The organism is Curtobacterium sp. BH-2-1-1 (assembly GCF_001806325.1).
GTDB lineage: Bacteria > Actinomycetota > Actinomycetes > Actinomycetales > Microbacteriaceae > Curtobacterium.
Window position 1 is genome coordinate 627,599 of record NZ_CP017580.1, and the last position, 25,942, is coordinate 653,540.

Consider the following 25,942-nt stretch of genomic DNA (forward strand, 5'->3'; position numbering starts at 1 on the left):
GGAGCTTGTCTGCGGACGCGGTCGGCTCCCGCCGATATGTTGGCGGGACCCACACCTGGAGGACCGTTTGCACACCTGGCCCGGCAACCCGTACCCGCTCGGGGCGACCTACGACGGGAGCGGCACGAACTTCGCCCTCTTCAGCGAGGTCGCCGAACGCGTGGAACTCTGTCTCTTCGACGACGACGGGAACGAACAGTGCATCGACCTCGTCGAGGTCGATGCGTACGTCTGGCACGCCTACCTCCCGAACGTCGGCCCCGGCCAGCAGTACGGCTTCCGGGTGCACGGCGAGTACGCCCCCGAGAAGGGGCTCCGCGCCAACGCGAACAAGCTGCTCCTCGACCCCTACGCCAAGGCGACCAGCGGGGACATCGACTGGGACCAGGCGCTCTTCTCGTACACGTTCGGCGACCCGGACTCGACCGACGACCAGGACTCGGCGCCCCACATGATGAAGGGCGTCGTCATCAACCCGTTCTTCGACTGGCAGGGCGACCGGGCTCCTCGGATCCCCTACGGCGAGACCGTGATCTACGAGGCACACGTCAAGGGCCTCACCGAGACCCACCCCGACGTGCCCGAAGAACAGCGGGGGACCTACGCGGGGGTCGCGCACCCGGCCGTGATCGCGCACCTGCAGCGGCTCGGCGTCACCACGCTCGAACTCATGCCCGTGCACCAGTTCGTCAACGACTCGACCCTGCAGGACAAGGGGCTGTCGAACTACTGGGGCTACAACACGATCGGGTTCTTCGCGCCGCACTCGCACTACTCGTCCTCGGGCGACCACGGACAGCAGGTGCAGGAGTTCAAGGCGATGGTGCGCGAACTGCACCGTGCCGGCATCGAGGTCGTCCTCGACGTGGTGTACAACCACACGGCCGAGGGGAACCACCTCGGACCGACGCTGTCCTTCCGCGGGATCGACAACGCCGCCTACTACCGCCTCGTCGAGGACGACAAGCGGTACTACATGGACACCACGGGCACGGGCAACTCGCTCAACGTCGGGCACCCGCACTCGCTGCAGCTCATCATGGACTCGCTGCGGTACTGGGTCACCGAGATGCACGTGGACGGCTTCCGCTTCGACCTCGCGGCCGCCCTGGCGCGTGAGTTCTACGAGGTGGACCGGCTGGCGGCGTTCTTCGAACTGGTCCAGCAGGACCCGATCGTGTCCCAGGTGAAGCTCATCGCCGAGCCGTGGGACGTCGGCCCCGGTGGCTACCAGGTCGGCAACTTCCCGCCGCAGTGGTCCGAGTGGAACGGCAAGTACCGCGACACCGTCCGCGACTTCTGGCGGGGAGAGCCCTCCACCCTCGGCGAGTTCGCCTCGCGGATCTCCGGCTCGGCCGACCTCTACGAGCACGACGGCCGCACGCCGAAGGCGAGCATCAACTTCATCACGGCGCACGACGGCTTCACGCTGTACGACCTCGTCGCCTACAACGAGAAGCACAACGAGGCCAACGGCGAGGACAACAACGACGGCGAGAGCCACAACCGGTCGTGGAACTCCGGCGCCGAGGGCCCGACCGACGACGAGTCGATCAACGCCCTGCGGCTGCAGCGCCGACGGAACTTCCTCGCGACGCTGCTGCTCAGCCAGGGTGTCCCGATGATCGCCCACGGCGACGAGCTCGGGCGCACGCAGTCCGGCAACAACAACGTGTACGCCCAGGACTCCGCGCTGAGCTGGATCGACTGGGACGCCGCCGACGACGACCTCATCCAGTTCACGGCCGACGTCGTGAAGCTCCGGCACGACCACCCGACGTTCCGCCGCACGCGGTACTTCAACGGGCGTCCGGTCCGCCGCGGGCAGGACGAGCCGCTGCCGGACGTCGTGTGGCTCACGCCCTCCGGCGACGCCATGGAACCCGAGGACTGGGACTCCGGCTTCGGCAAGAGCGTCGGCATGTACCTGAACGGCAACGGGATCCGCGGGCGCGACTCCCGCGGCGAGCGTGTCACCGACGTCGCCTTCATCACGTACTTCAACGCGCACGACGACACCGTGACGTTCACGCTGCCCCCCGAGGAGTACTCGCCGGGCTGGACGGTGCGGATCGACACCGCCGAACCGGGTGCGCGTGACGAGGTCCTCGACGCCGGCACCCCGCTGGACGTCCCGGCACGCTCAATGATCGTGCTGCGGGCCGAGCCCGACCACGAGGTCACGGTGACCCCGGTGGACACCGACTCGTCACGACCGGCCACCGCAGCACCGCAGGACGCCGTCACACCGGTGAACCCCGCCGGCGCCACGGCTCCCTCCGCCACGAGCGGCGGCCAGCAGTGACCGCCCGGCGCGTCCCGACCTCGACGTACCGGCTGCAGGTCACGCCGGACTTCGACCTGTCGGCCGCACGCGACGTCGTCGACTACGTGCGCGACCTCGGCGCGGACTGGCTCTACCTCTCCCCGGTGCTGCAGGCCGAGCCCGGGTCCCAGCACGGTTACGACGTCGTCGACCACGGCCACGTCGACACCGAGCGCGGCGGTGACGAGGCGCTCCAAGCGCTCGCCGACGCCGCCCACGCCGTCGGCCTCGGTGTCCTGGTGGACGTCGTGCCGAACCACGTCGGTGTGGCCACGCCCGAGGTGAACCCGTGGTGGTGGTCCCTGCTCGAGCACGGCCAGGGCTCCCCCGTCGCCTGGGCCTTCGACGTCGACTGGGACGCCGGGGACGGCAAGCTCCGCGTCCCGGTGCTCGACGACCGGCTGCTCGACGCGGTCGAACTTCGTGACGGCCGGCTGTACCTGGGCGACACGGCCTACCCGACCGCTCCGGGCACGGTGCACGACGGCGACTCGGTGGCCGACGTCCACGCCCGGCAGCACTACGAGTTCGTGCACTGGAAGCGGGCCGACCACGAGCTGAACTACCGGCGGTTCTTCGCGGTGAACACGCTCGCGGCGATCCGGGTCGAGGAACCCGAGGTCTTCGCGGCCTCCCACGGCACGATCGGCGCGTGGTTCCGTGACGGCCTCGTCGACGGACTCCGCATCGACCACCCCGACGGACTGTACGACCCCGCCGGCTACCTGCAGGACCTCGCGGCGCTCACCGACGGCGCCTACACGCTCGTCGAGAAGATCCTCGAGCCGGGCGAGGAACTCCCCGCGAGCTGGCCGGTCGACGGCACCACCGGCTACGACGCCCTCGGGGTGCTCGACCGGGTGTTCGTCGACCCCGCCGGCGAGGACTCGCTGACCGCGGCGTCCGGGGCCGAGCCGACCGACTGGCAGCAGCTGACGCACGACACCCGTCGCGGCATCGCGGACGGCATCCTCGGCAGCGAGGTCGAGCGGCTCGCGCGGCTGCTCGGCCCCGGCACCGGCAGCGCCGCGTCCGCGCCGCTCCCCCACGATCGGATCGTCGACGCGGTCGCCGAGATCGTGGCCTCGTTCGACGTGTACCGGACGTACCTGCCCGAGGGCGCGCACCACCTCATCGACGCCCTCGAAGGTGCGGCCTCGGCGCGGCCGGACCTCGACGACGTCATCGACCGGATCGCCCCGGCGCTGGTCGACCCCGCGAACGCCGCGGCGATCCGCCTCCAGCAGACGAGCGGCATGGTGATGGCGAAGGGCGTCGAGGACACCGCGTTCTACCGGACCTCCCGCCTGACGTCCCTGAGCGAGGTCGGCGGCGACCCGAGCGTGTTCTCGGTGTCGGTCCGTGCCTTCCACCAGGCGCAGCGCGACCGGCTCGGCAGCTGGCCGCACACGATGACGACCCTCACGACGCACGACACCAAGCGCAGCGAGGACACCCGCGCGCGCATCGCCGTGCTCGCCGAGCTCGGGCACGAGTGGGCGTCGACGCTCGAACGCCTGCAGTCCCTCGCCCCGCTCGAGGACGCCGTCCTGGCCGACCTGCTCTGGCAGGCGATCGTCGGCGCGCGCCCGGCAAGCCGAGAACGCCTGCACGCCTACGCCGAGAAGGCCTCCCGCGAAGCCGGCGACAGCACCACGTGGACGGCTCCGGACGAGGACTTCGAACGCCGCATGCACGCGCTCGTCGACGCCGCGTTCGACGACCCGGCCGTGGTCGCCGTGCTCGATGCGCTCGACGAACGGATCGACGCCGCCGGGTGGTCGAACGGGCTCGGACAGAAGCTCGTGCAGCTCACCGCACCCGGGGTGCCGGACGTCTACCAGGGCACCGAGTTCTGGGACCGCTCGCTCGTCGACCCGGACAACCGTCGGCCGGTGGACTACACCGAGCGCCGGCACGTCCTGGCCGAACTCGACGGCCCGGACGACGACGGCCCCGAACGGCTCCCCGACGTCGGGCTCGACGGTGCGGCGAAGCTCCTGGTGACGAGTCGTGCGCTCCGTGTGCGGCGCGACCACCCGGAGCTCTTCACCCGGTACCTCGCGCTCGAGGCGACCGGCAGCGCGGCGGACCACGTGATCGCGTTCGACCGTGGGGGCGCGGTCACGATCGCGACGCGCCTGCCGATCGGGCTCGAGCGGGTCGGCGGATGGGGCGACACCCTCGTGCACGCCGTGCCCCAGGACCGCGTCGACCTGCTCACTGGCCGCAGCATGCCGGCCGGCCGGGGCATCGCCCTCGCCGAACTGCTCACCGACTACCCCGTCGCACTGCTCGTGCCGGCGCACGTGGCCGAGGCGACGGACCACGGCACGGAGACCCACGCCGACAGCGGGGCGACCGCCGACAGCGGCTCCGGCTCTGCCGATGAGTCCGACGCGCAGGCCGAGATCGACATCCTGGAGGGTCACGCATGACCGCACCCGACCGCTACGCCGTCTGGGCGCCGACACCGGAGCGCGTGCGCCTCGTGGTCGACGGCACCGAGTACCCGCTGACCCGCGGCACCGACGACTGGTGGACGACCGATGCGATCGTCCCCGTCGTCGGAGCCCGCTACGGCTTCCGCGTCGGCGACGACGACGCGGTGCGGCCCGATCCGCGCAGCCGCTTCCAGCCCGAGGGGGTGCACGGCCCGTCCGAGGTCGTCGACCCCGCACGGTTCTCGTGGACGGACGACGCGTGGACCGGGCGTCCGGCACGCGGCGGCGTGATCTACGAGATGCACGTCGGCACTTTCACGCCCGAGGGCACGCTCGACGCCGCGGCCGCGAAGCTCGACCACCTCGTCGAGCTCGGCGTGGAGTTCGTCGAGCTCCTGCCCGTCAACGCGGTGAACGGCGAGTGGAACTGGGGCTACGACGGCGTCGGCTGGTTCGCGGTGCACGCCCCGTACGGCGGCCCGGACGCGTACGACCGCTTCGTCGACCGTGCGCACGCACTCGGCCTCGGGGTCATCCAGGACGTCGTGTACAACCACCTCGGGCCGAGCGGCAACTACCTGCCGCTGTACGGGCCGTACCTGCTGCAGGGGCTCGGCAACACCTGGGGCGACTCGGTGAACGTCGAACACCCCGAGGTCCGTCGGTACGTGCTCGACAACGTCCGGATGTGGTTCCGCGACCACCACGTCGACGGGCTCCGGCTCGACGCCGTGCACGCCCTGCGGGACACCACCCGCCCGCACGTGCTGCAGGCGATGGCCTCCGAGACGGACGCGTACTCCGCCTTCGTCGGGCGGCCGCTCTCGCTCATCGCGGAGTCCGACCTCAACGACCCGATCATGTTCCGCCCGCAGGAGGCCTCGGGCTACGGCCTCGCCGGGCAGTGGTCGGACGACTTCCACCACGCGGTCCACGTCGCGCTGACGGGTGAGACGAACGGCTACTACGCCGACTTCGCACCGCTCTCGGCGCTGGCGAAGGTCCTCGAGCACGGGTTCTTCCACGACGGCACGTGGTCGTCGTTCCGGGGGAAGCGGCACGGGCGACCGATCGACCGCGGGACCTCGCCGACGATGGCCCTCGTCGTCGCCAACCAGAACCACGACCAGATCGGCAACCGTGCCGCGGGCGACCGTCTCGCGGCGACCGTGAGCGACGAGGGTCTCGTGATCGCCGCGGCCCTGACGCTGCTCGGCCCGTTCACGCCGATGCTCTTCATGGGCGAGGAGTTCGCCGCCTCGACCCCGTGGCAGTTCTTCACGTCGCACCCCGAACCGGAGCTCGGCAAGGCCACGGCCGAGGGTCGCATCAAGGAGTTCGCCGAGCACGGCTGGGACGAGTCTGCCGTGCCGGACCCGCAGGACCCGACGACGTTCACGAACTCGAAGCTCGACTGGTCGGACGTCGATTCCGAGCGGGGTGCGGCGATCCTCCGGGCCTACCGCGTGCTCGTCGCCCTGCGGCGGACCGACCAGGCCTTCGTCGACCAGCGGTACGAGGCGAACGCCGTGCGCTGCAGCGAGGACCGGCGCTGGCTCGTGCTCACGCGCGGCTTGCTCGGCCCGGACGCCCGGCCGGTGCACGTCGTGGTGAACTTCCTCGACGACGCGGCCGAGGTGCCCGTCCCCGGCGCCACCGGCGAGGAGCTCTACCGCTTCGGCGAGGCCGACGTCGCGACGGACTGCGTCCGCTTCACGGGGCGGGGTGTCGTCGTCCTGCGCTGACCAGCGCGAAGCAGACCAGCCCGAAGCCGACCAGCGCGAAGCCGACCAGCGCGAACCGAACGGCCCGTGGCGACTCCGCCACGGGCCGTTCGTCTGCCCGCCCGCACTCCTCCCCGGGCCCGCCTCGCCCCTCGACGGGCGCCTCCGCGAAAGCGACAGACACCCGCCGTCGCCGTCCGGGAACCTGTCGCTGTGCCGCCACGGACCGCGGACGGATCCGCACGGAGTCGCTTTCGCGCCACGCGGACGCGCCACGCGGACGCGACGCGACCGCGACCGCGACCGCGACCACGGACGCGACGCGACCACGGACGGACCGGAGGCGCGGTGCCAGCCGGCACCGCGCCTCCAGGAAGCCCGTCAGCAGCCCGTCAGGCCGCGTGGTCGGCGACCGCGTGCGCGTTCGCCCGCACCGACGGGAGTCGGCGGTGGTCCTTGACGAGGGACCGGGCCTCACGGATGCGCCGGTCGATGCCCCACTTCGTGACGAGGGTGAGGCTCTCGCGGACGATGTTGCCGCTCATCTTCGAGACGCCGAACTCCCGCTCGGTGAACGTGATCGGGGTCTCGACGACGCGCAGGCCGGCCTCGAGCGCGCGCCAGCAGAGGTCCACCTGGAAGCAGTAGCCCTTCGAGGCCACGCCGGCGAGGTCGATGCGCTCGAACGCCCGCGAGGTGAACACCCGGAACCCGCCGGTCGCGTCACGCACCGCGATGCCGAGGGCGAGGCGCGTGTAGAGGTTGCCGCCGCGGGAGAGGAGTTCGCGGTACCAGGGCCAGTTCTCCACGGCGCCGCCCTTGATCCAGCGCGAGCCGAGGACGAGGTCGTTCGTGTCGGCGAGCTCGATCATCCAGGCCAGGTACTCGGGGTGGTGGGAGCCGTCCGCGTCCATCTCGACGAGCTTGTCGTACCCGTGCTCGAGGCCCCAGGCGAACCCGGCGAGGTACGCACCGCCGAGGCCGTCCTTCACGGTGCGGTGCATCACGTGCACCCGGTCGGTCTCACGCGCGATCTGGTCGGCGATGTTGCCGGTGCCGTCCGGGGAGTTGTCGTCCACGACGAGCACGTGCACGTCGGCGTCGGTGGCCGCCAGGGTGCGCTCGACGATGGGGCGGACGTTCTCCGCCTCGTCGTAGGTCGGGATGATGACCAGTGTCGTGCTCATGGTGCTCCTTGCGCTTGACATCGAAGATATCGGCCGGTCGCTGCGTCAGTCCGACGAGAGGTCTGCGAACACGATCAGATTGTCCGTGTAATGACCTGTGGCCGTGTCGAACGTGCCGTCACACGTGATGAGGCGCAGCTGGGGTGTGGGGGCGGTGCCGTAGACGTCGCTCGTGGGGAACGCCGACTTCGCCGCCCGTTCGGACCGGTCCACCGTGAAGGTGCGGGTGGAGCCGTCGGACATGGCGACGTGGACCTCGTCACCGGGGACCAGTTCGTCGAGCCGGAAGAAGACGGCTGCGGCGGTGGGGCTGTCGACGTGCCCGGCGATGACGGCGGGGCCGACCTCACCCGGGACGATGCCGTCGCTGAACCACCCGGCGCTGTCCCAGTCCTTCGGCGGGTCGAGCTCGCCGGCGGCGCCGCGGTGGAGGTCCTCGAGCGACGATGACACCCCGATGGCGGGGATGGTCACACGGACCGGGGTGGCGTCGGACCGGGCGGCGGGGGCTGCCGGGTCCTGGAAGCCGTCGGTCGCGCTCCCGGCCGCGGGTGACGCAGTGCCCGACGATCCGGCGGTCGGCGAGGCCGACCCGGCCACCGTCGGTCCCCCGGTCCCGTTGGTGGCCGCGACCGCGACGCCGGTGACCCCGCCCACCACGAGCACCCCGGCCACGACGGCCCCGACGAGCACGCCGCGCCGCCGCGGTCCGCGCGCGCCGAGTCTCGGCTCGCCGGACACACCGCGGCCTTCGGCAGCGCGAACTTGTCCGCCCAGCCGAGTCTCGGGCGCGTCCCCGCGCGCCCCGGCCCGCCGCCGCCCGCTCACGAGGCACCCCCGGCACGCGTCGCGCACCCGCCGAGCACGTCGGACGTGAGCATCGTCGCGCCGAGCGCCGCCCACGCGTCCCCGTAGTAGGTCGGCGTCGTCGCAGCCGTCCGGTCCGCCCGGCGCAGGTCCGTCGCCGCCGCTGCCGACTGCCCGGAGGCCTGCTCCGCCGCAGCCCGCGCCACGTACGCCAGCGCGTTCGTGTCCCCCGTCACGGCCGTCCCGCCGAGGTCGAGCTGTGCCGCCAACTGCGTCTGCCGCCGGAGCGTCGGCGCGATCGACCCTGCCAGGGACCGGTCCTGCGCGGCGCAGGCCTCGGCGTACCGGAGCGGCAGCCGCATCGCGTCGTACCCGTACAGCACCCGGTCGTCGCCACCGGTCGCGGGCATCGGGTCGACCGTGCCGTCGGCGTGCACCTGGGACCAGTCACTCGGCAGGTCGGACCCGGCGAGCACGGCCCGCGTGACCGCTCGCGACCCGGAGCCGAGCGCCTCCCATCGGTCGTCGCCGGTCGCCTTCGCCAGCACGTCGTACGCCGCCGGTGACGCGTACGAGGCGTCGTACCGGTACGGCTCGGAGTCGGCCCACGGCCCGGGCAGCAGGATCGTCCCGAGCTCGGTCGTGGCGGTCTCGTGCTCGAGGATCGCGGACGCCATGGTCTTCCCCGCCGTGGTGTACCGGGACTCGTCCCACGAGGACCCGGCGAGCACGAGTGCCCTGGCGGCGTCGAGGTCGGCGTCGCTCGCGGACTGCCCGTCGGCGATGCCGTCGTCCGGCGTCCACCGCCACGCGAGCAGGTGGTCGTCGGTGAGCAGGTGCCGCTTCGTCCACGTCCAGATCTCGCCGAAGCGGTCACGGTCGCCGTTCGCGTAGGCGATCAGGAGCCCGTAGGCCTGCCCCTCGCTGACGGTGTCGCCGCCCTGGTCGGTGCGGACGACGCGGCCGTCCTGCACGTACCGGTCGAGGAAGTCCGTCCGCAGCTGCTCCGGCGAGCGCGCTGCGTCCGGCGCCGCCGAGGACGTCGGGGTCGACGCACCTCCGGCCTCGGACTGCGGGGCGCCCCACGGGCGCACCGCGACGAGCGCGATGCCGAGCGCGACGAGCACCGCGGCTGCGGCGGTCACGGGGATCCAGGTCCTGCGGGTCATGCGGCCTGCCTTCCTGACTGGGTGCGGTGTGGGACTGGGCCCACGCCGCCGGTTCCGGTCCGACGCGCCAGCGGCGGACCGGCCGTGCCGGTGGGGAGAGGCGCGGATCACGCGGGCGGATCCGCTGGAGTGATCCGCGCCTCCGGTCCGGCGTCAGCGGAACAGTGAGCGGAGCGTCGCGATCAGCTCGTGGGTGGCCTGCTCGACGGGGTCGGCGGCCGCGCCGCCACCACCGGTCTGCACCCCGCCGGACGGCGTGGACGCCGTGGCTGCCGCGTCCGTGACGGGCACGACCGTGAGGTCGCCCTTGCTGTCGTCGAGCACGAACAGCGTCGAGACGGTGTTGCCCGCGAGGTCGACCTTCGCCGTGCCCCGCTGCCCGCTGCCCGAGACGTCGAGCGTCCACTTGCCGGCGTCGACGGTGGCGTACTTCGTGGCGGTGCCGAAGGCGGCGTCCTCGGCGACGGCGGTCCCCTCGGAGGTGCTCACGTCCACTGACTTCGCGGTGGTCGCGGCCTGCACGAGCCGGAGCTTCGCCTTGCCGTCACCGGGCTGCTGGAGGTCGTCGGTGAACGCGGTCGTCTTGAGCCCGGAGTTCTTGCCGTAGGCGACGACGGTGCTCGCGTCGCCCTTGTCGACCGTGACGTCGGTGGAGATCACCGGGGTCGAGTCGGGGGCGTCGGCGGCGCGCATCGACAGGACGTAGGTGCCGACTGGGAGCTCCTGGTACGGGCTGACCTGGCCGTAGGTGACGTCGTCGAGCTCGAAGACCGTCTTGCCGCCGGCCAGGCTCGACAGCTCGACGTCGACGCCCTTCGTGTCCGGGGAGAGGTGGCCGACGCGGAGCCAGCCCTGGTCGCTCGAGGTGGCGGCGGGTGTGGCGGCGGTCGCTGCTTGCGGCGCGAGGCCGACGGCTGCGGCGACGAGGCTCGTGGCGAGGGCGCCGACGAGGAGGGTGCGACGAGGTGCGGGCATGGTGGTGCTCCTTCTGGTCGTGGTTCGGGTCTGGTGCGTGGGTGCGGCGGCGGTCACGAGGCGCTCGTCGCGGTCGTGGTCGGGTCGGCGGGGGCGTAGACGACGGTCAGGCGCGACCCGTCCCGCTCGACCGAGTCGGGTCGGAACCCGCTGGCCATGGCGTCGAGGGTGGCCTCGACGCGGGACGCCTCGGCGTTGCCGGGGGCCTCCAGGACGACCCGCCGGAAGGGCTGCCCGGTCTCGCCGGACACCGGCGTGAACCGGTCGACCTCGACGAACCCGTCGGCGAGGACCTGCCCGAGCGCGATCATCGCCCGCGAGTCCACCTGTCCGGCGCGGAACTGCGACTTGGTGCCCTCGTCGGCGAAGAGCGCCGGGTTCGAGGCGAGCTCGGTCCCCATCGTCTTCCGGAGGTCGGTCGCGCGGGTGATGGCGGCCTCGGCGGCCGTCGACCCCTCGGCGTGGATGCGTCGGACGTCGACCCGCTGGTTGCCGGTGCCGAACGCGGCGACGGTCGTCGAGTTCTCGATCGCCTGGCGGATGTCCGACGACGAGTTGCCTCCGGTGCGCATCGAGTCCGTCGTGACGACGTAGTCCGAGTCCTTCCAGCCGTTCGGCGACTGGCGTTCGACCGCGGCGTCGGTGTCGAGCTTGTAGTACCAGATGACGTTGTTCCGGGCGAAGCCGTCCTGCACGAGGTCGACCCACATGGCGTCGTCCACGAGCAGCCGCGAGGACTTCGGGACGTTGTCGCCGACCCACTGCTCGGCCTGCTGCATCGGCAGGTCGAGGTTGCCGAGCACGAACCCGCGCAGCTGCGTGCCCCAGAGCGGGAGGGCGACGAGGAGTGCCGCGGACGTCACGACCGCCCACGTGGTGCCGAGGCCCCGGCGGACGACGGCCCGCGCATCGGTCCCCGAGGTCCCGCGCAGGCGGCCGAGCACGGTGAGGACGGCACGTTCGGCGGTGTAGGCGACGAGGAGCGCGGCGAACGGGATGAGCATGATCACGTACGGCACGGGCAGGTACCCGTTCGGGCGAAACATCATGAGCAGCAGGAACACGAGCATCGCCGCGATCGGGCGCACCCGGCGGAGGAACAGCCCGACGAACGCGGCGGCCGAGCCGAGCACGATGAACACCGGGTCGAGCGCCCACCACTGCGCGGCGGCTTCGTTCGCGAGGCTCCCCGCGTCGAACACCGATCCGCTGGCCGCCCGGGAACCGAGCTGGTAGGTGATGCCCTCGAAGAGGCTGACCCGACCGGTACCGGGCAGGAGCTCGCCCTTCACCGCGGCGAGCAGCAGGTAGCCGCCACCGATCACGGCGAGCACGGCCCCGGCGACGCTGAGCGTGTACCGGCGGGTGCTCCGGTCGGCCCGGCGCACCGCGATCCAGATCAGGAACGGCAGGGCGAGCAGGTACGTCTCCTTCGAGAGCACCGCGATGCCGAGGCACGCAGCGGCACCCGCGAAGCCGGCGAGCTGCTGGCGACGGCTGAGCACGAGGACGAACGCGGCGAGGAGCCACGGCGTCGCGACGTTGTCGATGTAGACCGTGCGGTGGTACTGCAGGGCCAGGGGCGACAGCGCGAACACGAGGCCCGCGACCGCCGCGGTGGCACGGCCGGCACCGAGTCGGCGGCCGAGGACGAACAGCAGGATGCTCGACACGGCGGCGAAGAACACCATCGCCTCGCGCCCGGCCTCGACGGCGAACGGGTAGCGCGCGAACGCCCCGGTCAGCGAGGTGTACCCGGCGATCTGGATCCAGCCCAGCGGCGGGTGGTCGTACCAGTACGTGTAGTGGGTGATCTCGCCGAGGTGCGTGATCGCCCAGGCCTGGGCGGTGTACGTGCCCTCGTCGTCGATCCGCTGCGGCGTGCCGGACATGTTCCACGACTGCACGACGACCGTCATGGCGAGGACGGGGAGGAGCCAGCCGAGGCTCGCGGCGTGCCGGCGGAACCAGGCGCCGACGCCGGAGCGCTGGCGGGCGACGGCGCCCCGGATCGGGATGCCGGTGGTGTCGGTGATGCTGGCGGTCATCGGGTCCCTCCGGTGGTCGACGCGACGAGTTCACGGTCGTCCGAGCGGTCGTCCGCCCGATCGGTGGTCACGGCGTTCGCGAAGCCGACGACCTCGGCCGACTGCCCGGCCGTGCGGTGCTGCCCGGTGTGCTCGGTCTTCTCCCACCCGTTCTGCCCCTTGGCGTGCCGGACCACGGCCCGGACCGCCGCTGCGGCGAGGAAGATCTGGTAGGGCACGAGGCCGAGCACGAGCTTCACGTAGTCGCGGATCCGGACCTTCTCCTTGTAGAGCCGACCGAACTCGTTGAGGCCGACGACCTCGACGGCGAGCAGCATGAGCGTCGGGGCGACGGGCACGAACGACACGAGGGCGACCGCCGTCGGCACCTTGACGAACAGGATCATCAGGACGCTGAGCGGGATGAGCAGCCCGGTGGCCGCCTGGATGAACGGCATCGTCAGCATGTAGCGGGCGAAGAACCGCTGGCGGAACGACGGGAGCTTCTTCCACTCCCCCTTGCCGAGCACCTGCAGGAAGCCCTGGTTCCACCGGGTGCGCTGCTTGAGCAGGGAGGCGAAGGTGGGCGGGGTCTCCTCGCGGGTGACGGCCTCGGGGCTGTAGGCGACGACGACCTTGGCGCCGTCGGCGGAGAGCCGGACGCCGAGCTCGCAGTCCTCGGCGAGGCAGTGCGCGTCCCAGCCGTTCGACCAGTCCAGGCGTTCCTTCGTCACGAAGACGGTGTTGCCGCCGAGCGGGATGAACTTCGACCCGGCGTGGAAGTGCAGGCGCGAGCGGAACCAGAAGTAGTACTCGAGCACGTTCCGGAGCGACCACCAGCTCGACTTGAAGTTCATCAGCTGCACGCCGCCCTGCACGACGTCGGCGTCGGTCTCCTGGAAGCGCGAGTCGACCAGGGAGAGCAGCCGCGGGTAGACCTCGTCCTCCGCGTCGAACACCCCGACGATGTCGCCCGTCGCGTACTGGAGCGCGAGGTTCATCGCCTTCGGCTTGTTCTTCGGCGCGGTGTCGTCGACGACGACCGTGATGAGCCCGGGGTGCCGGGCCGCAGCGGCACGCACGACGGCGTCCGTCTCGGGGTCGTCCTCGCCGACGATCGCGATGATCTCGAAGTCCGGGTGGTCCTGCTTCGCGAGCATGTCGAGCGTCTCCCCCATGACGTCCTGCTCGTGGCGGCCGGGGACCAGCAGCGTGAACCGGTGCGCCGCCGGGCGCGGGGTCTGGCTGAAGCTCGTCGACTTGAGCGCGTCGCGCGAGCGCCAGGCGTGCAGCATCCACCACAGCGTGGTGAGCGCGATGATCGTGAGCAGCACGGAGATCGCGATGAGGGCCGAGTACCCGACCCACTCGCCGACCGACCAGGCGGCCTGCGGGAGCTGCCCCGAGCCTCCTGTCGGGACGTCGGTCGTGCCGCGGTTCGGGACGCTCGACGGAGCCGTCCCCTCGTTCGGCTGGAGCAGCGGCCCTGCGGCCGTCCACAGCGTGGCGGAGATGATCATTCGGCGAGCTCCTTCGCGTGAGCGTCGGTGGAACGGAAGACGAGGGCCTTGTACGCGGCGAACCGGAACGCGGTGCCGAGCACGAGACCCACCCCGTTGCCGGCGACGTTGTCGGCGAGGGTGGAGGTGAAACCGAGGACGTAGTGCGAGACGAACAGGCACGCGGCGGCGATGCCGAGCCCGATGAGGTTGGTGACCGCGAACAGGAGCCCCTCGCGGAGGGTCTCGCGGCGGCCGGTCTGCCGCTCGGCCCGGAACGTGATGAACCGGTTGCCGATCCAGGCCAAGGCCGTGGAGACGACGGCGGAGACGATCTTGGCGGCGATGGGCCCGTCGGGCATCACGGTCGCGCGGAGGAGGTTGTAGACGCCGAGGTCGATGACGAAGCAGACGGCGCCGATGCTGCCGAAGGAGACGAGTTGCCGCGCGAGCACCACCAGGCGCGCGACGGCCGCGCGCGGAGGGACGGGTACCGCGCCGGTTGCGGATGGCACCACAACGGGGGTATCGGTTCGGGTCATGCCCCCGATTCGGGGGGCTTCTCGAGGCGGTTTGGGTGGGGTACAGACTTACGGATGGGTCTGCCAGTTTCGCGACACCCGCTGTTCACATGCGGGTCGCGGTGGACGCGCCCCCACGACGGACTGGAGGCGCGGTGCCAGCTGGCACCGCGCCTCCAGGTCGGAAGGGTGGTCGCGTCTACGCGGGGCGCGACGCCGGGCTGACGGTCTTCGACGCGTCGCGCTCCGGGATGTCCCCCAGGGCTGCGTCGATCGCCGCGAGGGCGTCGGCGTCCAGGCGCACGCCCGCGGCCTTGACGTTGTCGGTGACCTGCTCCGGACGGGACGCGCCGACGATCGCACTCGCGACGTTCTCGTTCTGGAGCGTCCACGCGATGGCGAGCTGCGCCAGGGTCAGGCCGGCCTGGTCGGCGACGGGCTGGAGGCGCTGGACGGCTTCGAGGACCTCGTCGCGCATGAACCGCTTGATCATGTCGGCGCCGCCCTTCTCGTCGGTGGCGCGGGAGCCCTCGGGGAGGGGCTGACCGGGCTTGTACTTGCCGGTGAGCACGCCCTGGGCGATCGGCGACCAGACGATCTGGCTGAGGCCGAGCTGCTTCGACGCGGGGACGACCTCGCCCTCGATGACCCGCCACAGCATCGAGTACTGCGGCTGGTTCGAGATGAGCTGGAAGCCGAGCTCCTTCGCGAGCGCGGCACCGGCGCGGATCTGCTCGGCGTTCCACTCGCTGACGCCGATGTACAGCGCCTTGCCCTGGCGGACGACGTCGGCGAAGGCCTGCATCGTCTCCTCGAGGGGAGTCTCGTGGTCGTACCGGTGCGCCTGGTAGAGGTCGACGTAGTCGGTCTGGAGGCGCTCGAGCGACCCGTCGATCGACTCCATGATGTGCTTGCGGCTGAGGCCGACGTCGTTGTGCCCCTTCGGCCCGGTCGGCCAGTAGACCTTCGTGAAGATCTCCAGCGACTGGCGGCGCTCGGCCTGCAGCGCCTCGCCGAGGACGGTCTCGGCGGCGGTGTTGGCGTACGTGTCCGCGGTGTCGAACGTGGTGATGCCGGCGTCGAGCGCTGCCCGCACGCACTGGGTGGCGACGTCGTTCTCGACCTGCGAGCCGTGCGTCAGCCAGTTGCCGTAGGTGATCTCGGAGATCTTGAGTCCGGAGTTGCCCAGGTACCTGAATTCCATGCTCCCGACGCTAGCGGGCTTCCCCGCCCCGTGAGGGGCCGTGCGAGTACCTGGGTGCGGGGGCGCTGCGGGGGGGGGTGGGGTGCGGGGTGGGGTGCGCGGTGCGGGGCGGCGCGGGGGCGGGATGCGCGAGCGGGCGGAATACCCACGGGACCGCGCTGGGACCGGGGCCATTTCGCCCGCTCGCGCCGCGCCTCCCGAGCCCTTCGGATGCGCCGGCGGCCGACCTGCGCGAGCGGGCGGTATACCCACGGGACCACGCTGGAACCGGGGCCATTTCGCCCGCTCGCGCCGCGCCTCCCGAGCCGCCCTCGAGCCGGCCATCCGTCCACAGGCGGTCGCTCGCACCAGCCGTCCACAGATCAGGGCGGGCGCCACTCGCACGGTGCCACCGGCGGCCACGCTGGCCGCATGCACGTCGACGCGACCTTCCCGATGGCCCTCCGCGGCCGACCGTTCCGCGTGCGCGAAGCCCTGCACCGCGGCGTCAGCGTCGGCCGACTCCGATCACGAGCGTTCCTCCGCCCGTTCCACGGCATCCGCGCTTGGACCCGTCCGCAGACGCACGACGAGCGCGCACGAGCGGTGCAGCCGCGCCTGCGCCCGGACCAGGCGTTCAGCCACACGACCGCCGCAGCGATCCTCGGATTCCCGCTCCCGCGCCGGCTCGAGCGCGATCCCCGCGTCCACGTGACGACGATCGGGACGGACCAGGCGCTCCGTGTCCGTGGGACGATCGGGCACCGCGCCCGCCGCGGCAGACTCCAGGTGGTCCACTCGGGCACCGCGGCGCTGACCCACCCAGCGGACACGTTCGTCGCGCTCGCGACCCTCCTGAGCCGCGACGAACTCATCGTGGTCGGCGACGCGATCATCGGCTGGCTCGGCTGGTGCGACCACGCCGAACTGGTCGCCGCAGCTCGCCGCTACCGCGGAGCGAGGGGCATCCGTCGCGTCCGAGCAGCCCTCGCCGAGATGCGCCCAGGGTCACGTTCGCCCGGCGAGACCCGGCTCCGACTCGCCCTCACGCGGCGCGGTCTGCCGCAACCCGCCCTGAACCACGACGTCGTGGTGGACGGCCGGTGGATCGCGTGCGTCGATCTCGCCTACCCGGACGCCCGGGTCGCGATCGAGTACGAAAGCGACCTCCACCGCACCGACGATCGCACGTTCCGCAAGGACATCACGCGGGGTGAACACCTGAAGGACGCCGGCTGGTGGCTGCTGCGTGCCACCGCGGACGACGTGGGACCGGCGATCGAGGCGCTCGTGGCGCGCGTCCGTCGCCTCCTCGACGGCGTCTCGACCGGGAGGCACGACCCACGTCCGACACGCCGTCCAGCGTCACTGAGATGAACATTGGTTGACGCTTCAACCAAACACGTGCAGAATGGGCTAGCGTCAACTTCGATGCAGGCGCATGGAATCGTGGTTCCGCCCGACGCCTGCTCGGGAACGCAGTCCACACGCTTCGAAGGAGTCACCATGACGCTCACCGCCTCGACCATCCCCGGCTACCAGACCGGTACCTGGAAGATCGATCCCACCCACTCCGAGGTCACGTTCTCGGTCCGCCACCTCGCGATCAGCAAGGTCAAGGGCAAGTTCGAGACCTTCGACGCCACCGTCGTCACCGCCGAGAACCCGCTCGAGTCGACCGTCGAGGCGAACATCGACGTCGCGTCCATCAACACCGGCCAGGAGCAGCGCGACCAGCACCTCAAGACGAGCGACTTCTTCCTCACCGAGGAGCACCCGCAGCTCACCTTCCGCTCGACGAGCATCGAGGCGAAGGGCGACGACCTGCACATCGCCGGCGACCTGACCCTGCGTGGCGTCACCAAGCCGGTCGTCCTCAAGGCCGAGCTCGGCGGCTTCACGACCGACGGCTACGGCCAGGTCAAGTTCGGCGCCGAGGCCACGACCAAGATCGACCGCACCGAGTTCGGCGTGAACTGGAACGCTGCGCTCGAGGCCGGTGGCTTCACGCTCGGCAACGACGTGACGATCAACCTCGACGTGCAGTTCGTCCTCCAGGCGGCCTGACACCTCGTCCCTCCTGACCCGAAGGTCATCGCGTTGCGCGTGACCTGAGGGACATCGAACCGCAGGACACTGCAGTACCCGAAGCGAACGGCCCGGCTCCTCCCCCATGGAGTCGGGCCGTTCGTCGTTGCTGGGGGGGGGGGCGGGGGGCTTGGGGCTGGTCGCTCGCGCGTCCCGCCGTCGAGCGGGCGAAGTACGCGCGGTTCCTGGCAAGCGCCCGCCAGCTTCCGCCCGCTCGCCGCGACCGCGACGCGATCGGCTCCGTCGCGCGCGCCGGTGTCCCTGGTCGCGCGCGCCACACGCGCCGATCGGGCGGATTCGGCACCGACGGACGTGGCACCCCCGCACATTTCGCCCGCTCGCCCGGCGACCGCGCGCAGTAGCGTGAGACCGCAGCGTCCGCCGACCGGCACCGGGCGACCGCCGCGGGGAATCGGAACCCGAGCTGGAAGGTTGCATGGGAACACACGAGAACCCGCCTCCGGGCCGGTCGTCGAACACCCACCATTCGCAGCACCCCGCACCCGCAGGACCCACGAACAGGAGCACCACCATGGCCACCGACTGGATCGCGCTGCAGGCACTCGCGGCAGCCGAGTTCGGCCGCCGCGTCGCCGCCGTCACGGACTGGGACGCGTCGACCCCCGACTCCGAATGGACCACCCGAGACCTCGTCCGACACGTCGTCGAGGAGCAGCGGTGGATCCCGAAGCTCCTGACGGGGTGCGACTACGCCCAGGCCGAAGCGGATCTCGAAGCGGTCGGCTCCGACCTCGCGGCCGAGTGGGCGAAGTTCGCGGCCGAAGCCATCGAGGCGTGGCAGAGAACGCCCGCTGACACGCCGGTGCACCTCGCCACGGACGTCGTCCCGGCCGGGCAGTACCTCACCGAGCAGACCAGCGACATCACGATCCACACGTGGGACCTCGCGCGGGCGACCGGCAGCGACGAGACCCTGCCGGACGAACTCGTGCAGGCCGTGTGGGAGCACTTCGAGCCGCAGATCGAGGACCTCGCCGCGACCGGGCTCTACGCCGCACCGGTCGACGTCGACGAGGACGCGCCGCTGCAGGTCCGCCTCCTCGCGGTCACAGGGCGCGATGCCAGGGTGGCGGCATGACCGAAACCGCCCGCTCGGCAACCCCCGAAACCGCCCGCTCGACAAGCCCGGCAGCCCCCGAAACCGCCCGCTCGGCAGCCCCCGAAACCGCCCGCTCGACAAGCCCTGCAAGCCCGGCAAGCCCCGAAACCGCCCGCCCGGCGACCCCGACCACCCGCCTCGGCGCCTCCGGCCTCCAGATCAGCTCTGTCATCCTCGGCATGATGTCCTACGGCGACCCCGACAAGGGCGCCCACGAGTGGAGCGTCGGCATCGACGAGGCCCGCCCCTTCGTCCGCCGCGCGTACGACCAGGGCATCACCACGTTCGACACCGCGAACGTCTACTCCGCGGGCAGCTCCGAGGAGATCACCGGCACCCTCCTCAAGGAACTCGCCCCGCGCGAGGAGGTCCAGGTCTTCACCAAGGTCTTCAACCGCATGCGCCCGGGCCCCAACGGCGCCGGACTCTCGCGGGCGGCGATCATGCACGAGATCGACGCCTCGCTGACCCGCCTCGGCACGGACTACGTCGACCTGTACCAGATCCACCGTTTCGACCCGCACACCCCGGTCGAGGAGACGATGGAGGCGCTCCACGACGTCGTGAAGTCCGGCAAGGCGCGCTACATCGGCGCGAGCAGCATGTGGGCGTGGCAGTTCGCCGAGATGCAGCACGTGGCCGACCTGAACGGCTGGACGCGGTTCGTCAGCATGCAGAACCAGCACAACCTCCTCGAACGAGAGGAGGAGCGCGAGATGCACCCCTTCTGCGCCCACACCGGCGTCGGCGTGATCCCGTGGAGCCCGCTCGCCCGCGGCAAGCTCACCCGCCCCTGGGACGCGCAGGGTTCCGGCAACAGGGCCGACACCGACGAGTTCGGCAAGACGCTCTACAAGCAGGACGAGGACGCCAACCGCGCGATCGTCGACGCGGTGCAGCAGGTGGCCGAGGCCCACGACGTGAGCATGGCGCAGATCGCCCTCGCGTGGGTCATGCGGCAGCCCGCGGTCTCCGCCCCGATCGTCGGCGCGACGAAGGAGCACCACATCGACGACGCGGTCGCTGCGACGACGATCGACCTCACGGACGACGAGGTCACCCGTCTCGAATCCGCGTACACACCCCGGGTGCCGTCCGGTTTCTGACGCACCCACCGGACGGACGGGAGGCGCGGTGCCAGCTGGCACCGCGCCTCCTGGCCGTCAGACGGTCGCGTCCGGAATCCGCCGCTCGCCGCCCAGCCGCGCGATCCGCACGAGCGCCGCGCGCTCCGTCCCCGGCTGGTGCCCGAGCACGGCACCGATGCCGTCGAGCACCACGCCCGCGGTCCGACGGACCGGGAACTCCACCGGCCCGACCGCAGGCGTCCGCAACCCGAGCATCGAGCGGTGCCGCGGATCGAGGGAGACGACCGCGCCGTCGAAGAGCGCCCGGTACCCGGGGCGCAGCAGGCGTGCGAGGGGCGGGTCCTTGATGAACCGGACGACGTCGAGCGTCCGTGCGTTGGCGACGAGTTCCCCGCGGTCGAGGTACCCGTTCATCTGGGCGCGGAGCTCGGCGTCGGACTCGGGGGCGTCCTCGACGCCCATCAGCCGGCCGGCGATCGCCCACTCACGGACGTAGGCGTCGGCACCGCCGGGGATGGGTTCGCCCCACAGCTGCGCACTGCGGAGGAAGGCGTCGGTGAACGCGAGGTGCACCCACCGGGCGAGGTCCGGGTCGTTCGCGGCGTACGGCTTCGTGACCCCGTGGCCGTCGACGTACTCGCCACGGACGCGCTCGTGGAGCTTCCGGACCCAGGCGCTCGCGGACCGGGCCGCCGTGGTGTCGCCGTGCGAGACCGTGTAGATCCAGCGGATCGTGCCGGCGAGGCGGCCGAACGGGTCCTCGCGGTAGCGGGAGTGGTCGGCGACGCCGGCGAGCGCCCCCGGGTGGAGCGCCTGGACGAGCAGGGCGCGGACACCCGCGAGGATCGTCTGCTTCCCGCCGTGCACCGACCAGGTGGCGGAGCCGGGCCCGAAGAACCCGGCGTCCGTGCCCTGTTCGAGCTCGTCGATCCAGGCCGGGCGCTCCGTCGCACCACCGGTGAACGTGTCGTTGAGACGGGATCGGAAGGCATCGGCGACAGAGGGCATGACGCCATCGTCCGTCGTGCCCCTGACAACGCGCTCGGGTGGCCCGCTAGGTTGGTCGGCGTGAGCATCGACACGCCTCGTCCCTGGCTTGCCTCGTACGCCCCGGGGGTCCCGCACGACATCGACGAGCCGACCGGCTCCTTGTACGACATCGTGGAGGGGTCCGCCAGGCGCTTCCCGAAGAAGGTCGCACTCGAGTTCTTCAAGCGGACGACGACGTACGCCGAGCTCGAGGAACAGATCCTCCGGGCGGCGAACGGCCTCCGCAAGCTCGGGGTGACCGCCGGCGACCGGGTGGCGATCGTGCTGCCGAACTGCCCGCAGCACATCGTGGCCTTCTACGCCGTGCTCCGCCTCGGCGCCGTGGTCGTCGAGCACAACCCGCTGTACACGCCTCGCGAGCTCCGCCATCAGTTCGAGGACCACGGCGCGAAGGTCGCGATCGCGTGGGACAAGTCGGTGGCGACGCTGCAGGACTTCCCCTCGGACGTGAAGCTCGACGCGATCGTCTCGGTCGACCTCACCCGCGCGATGCCGCGCGGGACCCGGATCGCGCTGTCGCTGCCGGTCGCGAAGGCCCGCGAGTCCCGGGCGAAGCTGACCACCAAGGTGCGCGGCACGACGCCGTGGGACGACCTCGTGTCGAACCGGAAGCTGTCGAAGCGCCACCCCCGACCCGCCACCGACGACGTCGCCCTGATCCAGTACACGTCCGGCACGACGGGCGTGCCGAAGGGTGCGGTGCTGTCGCACGGCAACCTCATCGCGAACGCCGCACAGGCCCGGGCGTGGGTCCCGCAGATCCAGCCCGGTGACGGCAGCGTGGTCTACGCGGTCCTGCCGATGTTCCACGCCTACGGCCTGACGCTCTGCCTGACCTTCGCGATGAGCATGGCCTCGCGGCTCGTGCTGTTCCCGACGTTCGACCCGGCACTCGTGCTCGCCGCGATGAAGAAGCACCCGCCGACGTTCCTGCCGGCCGTGCCCCCGATCTACGCGCGGCTGCAGCACGCGGCGGACTCCGCGAAGGTCTCGCTCGAGGGGATCGAGATCGGCATCTCCGGGGCGATGGCGCTCTCGAAGGAGGTCGTCGAGCCGTGGGAGGCCCGCACCGGCGGCTACCTCGTCGAGGGCTACGGCCTGTCCGAGTGCTCCCCCGTCCTGCTCGCGAACCCGGTGTCCCCGGCCCGGCGCCTCGGGTCGATCGGCCTGCCGCTGTCCTCGACCGAGGCGCGGGTGGCCGACCCGGACGACCCGACGAAGGTCCTCGGGACCGACGAGCCGGGCGAGCTCCAGGTCCGCGGGCCCCAGGTGTTCCGCGGGTACTGGGGCAAGGCCGAGGCCACCGACGAGGTCTTCACGCCGGACGGCTGGTTCCGGACCGGTGACATCGTGGCGATCGACGCCGACGGCTACGTCCGGATCGTCGACCGCCTCAAGGAGCTCATCATCACCGGCGGGTTCAACGTCTCCCCGACCGAGGTCGAGGACGCCCTGCTCAAGCACCCGAGCGTGCGCGAGGTCGCGGTCGTCGGGATCACCCAGGGCGGCAACGAGCAGGTCGTCGCGGCCGTCGTGCCGAAGGACCCCGCGACGTTCGACGCCGATGCCCTGCGGGCGTGGTCGCGCGAGCACCTCGCCGCGTACAAGGTGCCCCGCCGGGTGGTCGTGGTCGAGGACCTGCCGCGCTCGATGATCGGCAAGGTGCTGCGGCGGAAGGTGCGCGACCAGATCCTCGGCGAGTAGCGGCGCACCCCTGGCGGCGCACCCGCGCCCCCGGCGGCGCGCCCCTGGCGGCGCGCCCGTAGCGCTAGGCGCGCGCCCGCTCCGGCACGGCCAGGACTGCCAGCCCGACGACCACCAGCCCGATGCCGACCCAGCCGCCGGCACCGAGGTGCTCCCCCACCACGAGCACGGCGAGCACCGCGGCCACGACGGGCTCGAACAACGACAGCAGCGTCGCCACCGAGGCGCTCACGGACCGCAGCCCGACGGCGTACAGCGAGTGCCCGAGCACCGTCGGCACGAGCGCCAGGTACAGGAACACCGGCCAGTTCGCCGCGACCCCTAGCGATGCCTGCCCGCCCACGACGGCGAGCACCACGAGCGGGACCGCCGCGAGCCCGAACACCGCACCGACGAGTCCACGCTCACCCGGCAGGGACGCGCGAGCCAGCGGGGAAGCGCGACCCGGCAGCGACGCGCGACCCGGCAGCGACGCGCGAGCCAGCAGCGCGGCACGATCCGCCACGGACACACCGCCGGGCAGCGCGACGGGAACGGACACCGCACGCATGCCCCGCGCGACCGCCCACGAGTACAGCGCGTACGTCAGACCGGCGAGCAGCGCACTCCCGAGCCCGAGCCCGAGCACGAGCGACCCGCCCCGATCGGAACCACCCGACGCGCCCGCATGCTCGGAGGACCGCGCGAGCGTCACGACGACCATCCCGACCACGCTCACCAGGGTGGCGACGACCCACCTGCGCGTGACGCGCCTCCCGTCCGCCACCCACTCGACGAGCCCCGCGAACACGGGCGACGACCCGATGGCCACCGTCGTGCCCAGCGCGACGCCCGCGTCGGCGAGGGCCGCGTAGAACGCGACCGCGTAGACGACGAGCGACGCCGCGCCGAGCAGCGCCCAGCGACGGCTCGCCGGGTCGGCGACCGCGCGGAGCGTGCCGCGACCGGCGCCGAGGGCGAGGACGATCCCGCCGAGGCCGAACGTCACGGCCCCGAACACGAACGCGGGGACCCCGGGCGCGAAGTGCGTCGCGGTGCCGGTGGTCCCCCACACGGCCGCGGCGACGAGGACCGCCGCGAGTCCACCGACGGGCCTGGAGGCGCGGCTCGCGTCCGCCCCGCCCGTCACGACACGTGGACGCTCGGTCGGCGGTTCACGTCGGGCTCCGCCTCGCGCAGCACCTCGCGCGTCACGGGCGCGACGTCACCGACGCCGGTGAACACGAAGCGGATGGCGTTGCGGATCGGGCTGCCCTCGTTCCACTCGAAGTAGATGCTCGGGACGACGCCGGCGATGTCCCGGATCGCGAGGAGCGTCGACGCGATCGTGTTCGGCACGTTGCCCGACCGGACCTTGAGCACGCGGTGCCCGTGGATGACGTGGCCCTCGACGACGAGGTCCTCCTCGAAGTCGGAGGAGTCGGCGGGCAGGACCTCGAGGAACATCGTCGGCACGCGGGCGGGGATGCCGGAGTCGCGGCGTTCCTCGCGCCCCTTCGACCGGTACGCCTCGGCCGTGCCGGCACCCGGTTCGTTCGCGATGATGCAGACCGAGCTGAACTGGTCGGTGTCGGCCTCGATGAACTGCCGGGCGGTGGCGTCGAGCTCGATCGACGACGCACGGAGCTCGAACGACCGGCGGACCCGGGAGACCAGCGAGACCACCACGATCGCGATGATGAAGATCGCGGCGATGCGGACGCCGTCCGGCCGCTCGATGACGTTCGCGACGGTCGTGTACACGAAGACCACGGCGATGATGCCGAACCCGATCGTGCGCTTCTTCTGCTGCTTCCGTCGGGCCGACAGGGTCACCGCGACCGCGGCGCTCGTGATGAGGACGAGCACGCCCGTGGCGTAGGCGCCGCCCTGCGCGTCGACGTTCGCCTGGAAGATGATCGTGATCACGAAGGCGATGAGCGTGAAGATGATGACAAGCGGCCGGGTCGCCCGCGCCCACTGCGGCGCCATGCCGTAGCGGGGCAGGAACCGGGGCACGAGGTTGAGCAGACCCGCCATCGCACTCGCACCGGCGAACCACAGGATCGCGACCGTCGAGAAGTCGTACACGGAGCCGAACACGCCGCCGAGGTACTCGTGCGCCAGGTACGCCAGCGCCCGGCCGTTCGCGCCGCCGCCCGGCTGGAACTCGTGCTGCGGGATGAGGAAGGTGGTGACGATCGACGAGGTGATGAGGAACGAGCTCATGATGACCGCGGCGACGGTGAGCAGGCGCTTCGTCCCGCGGATCCGCCCCTCGGGTCGGGCGCTCGTGTCGTCGGACGCGTCGCCGCGCACCTGCGGCATCACCGCGACGCCGGTCTCGAAGCCGGACAGGCCCAGCGCGAGCTTCGGGAAGACGATGAGGGCGATGCCGATCATCACGAGCGGGTTGCTGTGCTGCGCGGTGAGGCCGCTCCACCAGTCGCTCGCCACCATCGGGTTCTCGAACACGTGCCACAGGGACACCCCGACGACGACCGCGTTGAGCAGCAGGTACACCGCGACGAGCGCGACCGCGATGCCGATCGCCTCCTTGAAGCCGCGGAGGAACACCACCCCGAGCAGGAGCAGCAGCGCGAGCGTGAGCGGCACCGGGATCTCGGTGAACCAGTGCGGCGTGAAGGGGTTCTCCGCGATGTGCGCCGTCGCGTCCGCCGCGGACAGCGTCATCGTGATCATGAAGTCCGTCACCGCGAACCCGAGGAGCACGAGCACGAAGAGCTTGCCGGCCCACCAGGGCAGGAGCTTCTCGAGCATCATGATCGAGCCGGCGCCCCGGAAGCTGTCCTGCGCGACCCGGCGGTACACCGGCAGGGCGCCGAACAGCGTGACGAGCACGAGCACGATCGTCGCGATCGGCGACAGGAGCCCGGCGGCGAGCGCGGCGATCGCGGGCTGGTACCCGAGCGTCGAGAAGTAGTCGACGCCCGTGAGGCACATGACGCGCCACCACGAGTGGGTCTTCTCCACTTCGACCTGGTGCGGGCCCTGGTGCGAGGCGCCCTGGTCGGCCCCGTGCAGCATCCA

At 71.7% G+C, this 25,942-nt stretch carries 19 protein-coding genes; 8 read left to right on the forward strand and 11 right to left on the reverse strand.

Annotated elements, in window-relative coordinates; genetic code table 11:
- Positions 1 to 67: 67 nt before the first annotated feature.
- The 3 genes from glgX to treZ are packed head-to-tail and all read left to right on the forward strand — an operon-like array spanning position 68 to position 6,515.
- Positions 68 to 2,305, forward strand: a complete 2,238-nt coding sequence (glgX, locus tag BJK06_RS02885) for a glycogen debranching protein GlgX (protein ID WP_070416625.1) — start codon at positions 68 to 70, stop codon at positions 2,303 to 2,305.
- On the forward strand, positions 2,302 to 4,764 hold the full coding sequence (gene treY / locus BJK06_RS02890) for a malto-oligosyltrehalose synthase (RefSeq protein ID WP_070416626.1): 2,463 nt from the start codon (positions 2,302 to 2,304) through the stop codon (positions 4,762 to 4,764). The genes glgX and treY overlap by 4 nt, the downstream gene beginning before the upstream one ends.
- On the forward strand, positions 4,761 to 6,515 hold the full coding sequence (treZ, locus tag BJK06_RS02895; protein ID WP_070416627.1) for a malto-oligosyltrehalose trehalohydrolase: 1,755 nt from the start codon (positions 4,761 to 4,763) through the stop codon (positions 6,513 to 6,515). Before treY ends, treZ begins: the two co-directional genes overlap by 4 nt.
- A gap of 371 nt (positions 6,516 to 6,886) precedes the next feature.
- Here treZ and BJK06_RS02900 read toward each other — a convergent pair whose 3' ends face one another.
- From BJK06_RS02900 to BJK06_RS02935, 8 genes are all read right to left on the reverse strand, one after another.
- Complete coding sequence (locus BJK06_RS02900; RefSeq protein ID WP_070416628.1) at positions 6,887 to 7,681, reverse strand: polyprenol monophosphomannose synthase; 795 nt, start codon at positions 7,679 to 7,681, stop codon at positions 6,887 to 6,889.
- A gap of 45 nt (positions 7,682 to 7,726) precedes the next feature.
- Positions 7,727 to 8,374 (reverse strand): class F sortase, encoded by a 648-nt coding sequence (locus tag BJK06_RS02905; protein ID WP_219810651.1) that lies wholly within the window; start codon positions 8,372 to 8,374, stop codon positions 7,727 to 7,729.
- A 131-nt stretch (positions 8,375 to 8,505) separates the two neighbouring features.
- Positions 8,506 to 9,657 (reverse strand): glycosyl hydrolase family 8, encoded by a 1,152-nt coding sequence (locus BJK06_RS02910; RefSeq protein WP_070416630.1) that lies wholly within the window; start codon positions 9,655 to 9,657, stop codon positions 8,506 to 8,508.
- 153 nt (positions 9,658 to 9,810) lie between these two features.
- Positions 9,811 to 10,632: a DUF4397 domain-containing protein gene (locus BJK06_RS02915; RefSeq protein WP_083295008.1), complete on the reverse strand. Its 822-nt coding sequence runs from the start codon at positions 10,630 to 10,632 to the stop codon at positions 9,811 to 9,813.
- A gap of 53 nt (positions 10,633 to 10,685) precedes the next feature.
- Positions 10,686 to 12,680 carry a glycosyltransferase family 39 protein gene (locus BJK06_RS02920; RefSeq protein ID WP_070416631.1) on the reverse strand — a complete coding sequence of 665 codons (1,995 nt, stop codon included), beginning with the start codon at positions 12,678 to 12,680 and terminating at the stop codon, positions 10,686 to 10,688.
- Positions 12,677 to 14,179 carry a glycosyltransferase gene (locus BJK06_RS02925; protein ID WP_070416632.1) on the reverse strand — a complete coding sequence of 501 codons (1,503 nt, stop codon included), beginning with the start codon at positions 14,177 to 14,179 and terminating at the stop codon, positions 12,677 to 12,679. The genes BJK06_RS02920 and BJK06_RS02925 overlap by 4 nt, the downstream gene beginning before the upstream one ends.
- Entirely contained in the window at positions 14,176 to 14,673 is a 498-nt protein-coding gene (locus tag BJK06_RS02930; RefSeq protein ID WP_070419160.1) for a GtrA family protein, read from the reverse strand. Before BJK06_RS02930 ends, BJK06_RS02925 begins: the two co-directional genes overlap by 4 nt.
- 205 nt (positions 14,674 to 14,878) lie before the next feature.
- Complete coding sequence (locus BJK06_RS02935) at positions 14,879 to 15,883, reverse strand: aldo/keto reductase family protein (protein ID WP_070416633.1); 1,005 nt, start codon at positions 15,881 to 15,883, stop codon at positions 14,879 to 14,881.
- Positions 15,884 to 16,294: 411 nt separating this feature from the next.
- On the opposite strand from BJK06_RS02935, the gene BJK06_RS02940 reads away from it, so the two are divergent.
- From BJK06_RS02940 to BJK06_RS02955, 4 genes are all read left to right on the forward strand, one after another.
- Positions 16,295 to 17,239 carry a hypothetical protein gene (locus BJK06_RS02940; protein ID WP_070416634.1) on the forward strand — a complete coding sequence of 315 codons (945 nt, stop codon included), beginning with the start codon at positions 16,295 to 16,297 and terminating at the stop codon, positions 17,237 to 17,239.
- A gap of 129 nt (positions 17,240 to 17,368) precedes the next feature.
- The gene (locus BJK06_RS02945) at positions 17,369 to 17,929 is read left to right on the forward strand and encodes a YceI family protein (protein WP_070416635.1); all 561 of its coding nucleotides are present in this window, start codon (positions 17,369 to 17,371) and stop codon (positions 17,927 to 17,929) included.
- Positions 17,930 to 18,482: 553 nt separating this feature from the next.
- Complete coding sequence (locus BJK06_RS02950; protein WP_070416636.1) at positions 18,483 to 19,049, forward strand: TIGR03086 family metal-binding protein; 567 nt, start codon at positions 18,483 to 18,485, stop codon at positions 19,047 to 19,049.
- A 200-nt stretch (positions 19,050 to 19,249) separates the two neighbouring features.
- Complete coding sequence (locus tag BJK06_RS02955; RefSeq protein ID WP_070416637.1) at positions 19,250 to 20,176, forward strand: aldo/keto reductase; 927 nt, start codon at positions 19,250 to 19,252, stop codon at positions 20,174 to 20,176.
- Positions 20,177 to 20,233: 57 nt separating this feature from the next.
- On the opposite strand, the gene BJK06_RS02960 is transcribed toward BJK06_RS02955, so the two are convergent.
- Positions 20,234 to 21,166 carry an oxygenase MpaB family protein gene (locus tag BJK06_RS02960; RefSeq protein ID WP_070416638.1) on the reverse strand — a complete coding sequence of 311 codons (933 nt, stop codon included), beginning with the start codon at positions 21,164 to 21,166 and terminating at the stop codon, positions 20,234 to 20,236.
- Positions 21,167 to 21,226: 60 nt separating this feature from the next.
- Here BJK06_RS02960 and BJK06_RS02965 point away from each other — a divergent pair, with 60 nt between their 5' ends.
- The gene (locus tag BJK06_RS02965) at positions 21,227 to 22,912 is read left to right on the forward strand and encodes a long-chain-fatty-acid--CoA ligase (RefSeq protein ID WP_070416639.1); all 1,686 of its coding nucleotides are present in this window, start codon (positions 21,227 to 21,229) and stop codon (positions 22,910 to 22,912) included.
- Positions 22,913 to 22,976: 64 nt separating this feature from the next.
- On the opposite strand, the gene BJK06_RS02970 is transcribed toward BJK06_RS02965, so the two are convergent.
- Complete coding sequence (locus BJK06_RS02970; RefSeq protein WP_070416640.1) at positions 22,977 to 24,041, reverse strand: EamA family transporter; 1,065 nt, start codon at positions 24,039 to 24,041, stop codon at positions 22,977 to 22,979.
- The gene (locus tag BJK06_RS02975; protein ID WP_374930694.1) at positions 24,038 to 25,939 is read right to left on the reverse strand and encodes an amino acid transporter; all 1,902 of its coding nucleotides are present in this window, start codon (positions 25,937 to 25,939) and stop codon (positions 24,038 to 24,040) included. The genes BJK06_RS02970 and BJK06_RS02975 overlap by 4 nt, the downstream gene beginning before the upstream one ends.
- Between the last annotated feature and the right edge of the window lie 3 nt (positions 25,940 to 25,942).

What these genes read in the sequence shown, in the direction of transcription:
- treZ (WP_070416627.1), top strand. Translation starts at nt 4,761, where the DNA reads ATGACCGCACCCGACCGCTACGCCGTCTGGGCGCCGACACCGGAGCGC.
- BJK06_RS02925 (WP_070416632.1), bottom strand. Translation starts at nt 14,179, where the DNA reads ATGATCATCTCCGCCACGCTGTGGACGGCCGCAGGGCCGCTGCTCCAG.
- BJK06_RS02910 (WP_070416630.1), bottom strand. Translation starts at nt 9,657, where the DNA reads ATGACCCGCAGGACCTGGATCCCCGTGACCGCCGCAGCCGCGGTGCTC.
- BJK06_RS02950 (WP_070416636.1), top strand. Translation starts at nt 18,483, where the DNA reads ATGGCCACCGACTGGATCGCGCTGCAGGCACTCGCGGCAGCCGAGTTC.
- BJK06_RS02900 (WP_070416628.1), bottom strand. Translation starts at nt 7,681, where the DNA reads ATGAGCACGACACTGGTCATCATCCCGACCTACGACGAGGCGGAGAAC.
- BJK06_RS02945 (WP_070416635.1), top strand. Translation starts at nt 17,369, where the DNA reads ATGACGCTCACCGCCTCGACCATCCCCGGCTACCAGACCGGTACCTGG.
- BJK06_RS02975 (WP_374930694.1), bottom strand. Translation starts at nt 25,939, where the DNA reads ATGCTGCACGGGGCCGACCAGGGCGCCTCGCACCAGGGCCCGCACCAG.
- BJK06_RS02915 (WP_083295008.1), bottom strand. Translation starts at nt 10,632, where the DNA reads ATGCCCGCACCTCGTCGCACCCTCCTCGTCGGCGCCCTCGCCACGAGC.
- BJK06_RS02920 (WP_070416631.1), bottom strand. Translation starts at nt 12,680, where the DNA reads ATGACCGCCAGCATCACCGACACCACCGGCATCCCGATCCGGGGCGCC.
- BJK06_RS02960 (WP_070416638.1), bottom strand. Translation starts at nt 21,166, where the DNA reads ATGCCCTCTGTCGCCGATGCCTTCCGATCCCGTCTCAACGACACGTTC.
- BJK06_RS02955 (WP_070416637.1), top strand. Translation starts at nt 19,250, where the DNA reads ATGATGTCCTACGGCGACCCCGACAAGGGCGCCCACGAGTGGAGCGTC.
- BJK06_RS02935 (WP_070416633.1), bottom strand. Translation starts at nt 15,883, where the DNA reads ATGGAATTCAGGTACCTGGGCAACTCCGGACTCAAGATCTCCGAGATC.
- BJK06_RS02940 (WP_070416634.1), top strand. Translation starts at nt 16,295, where the DNA reads ATGCACGTCGACGCGACCTTCCCGATGGCCCTCCGCGGCCGACCGTTC.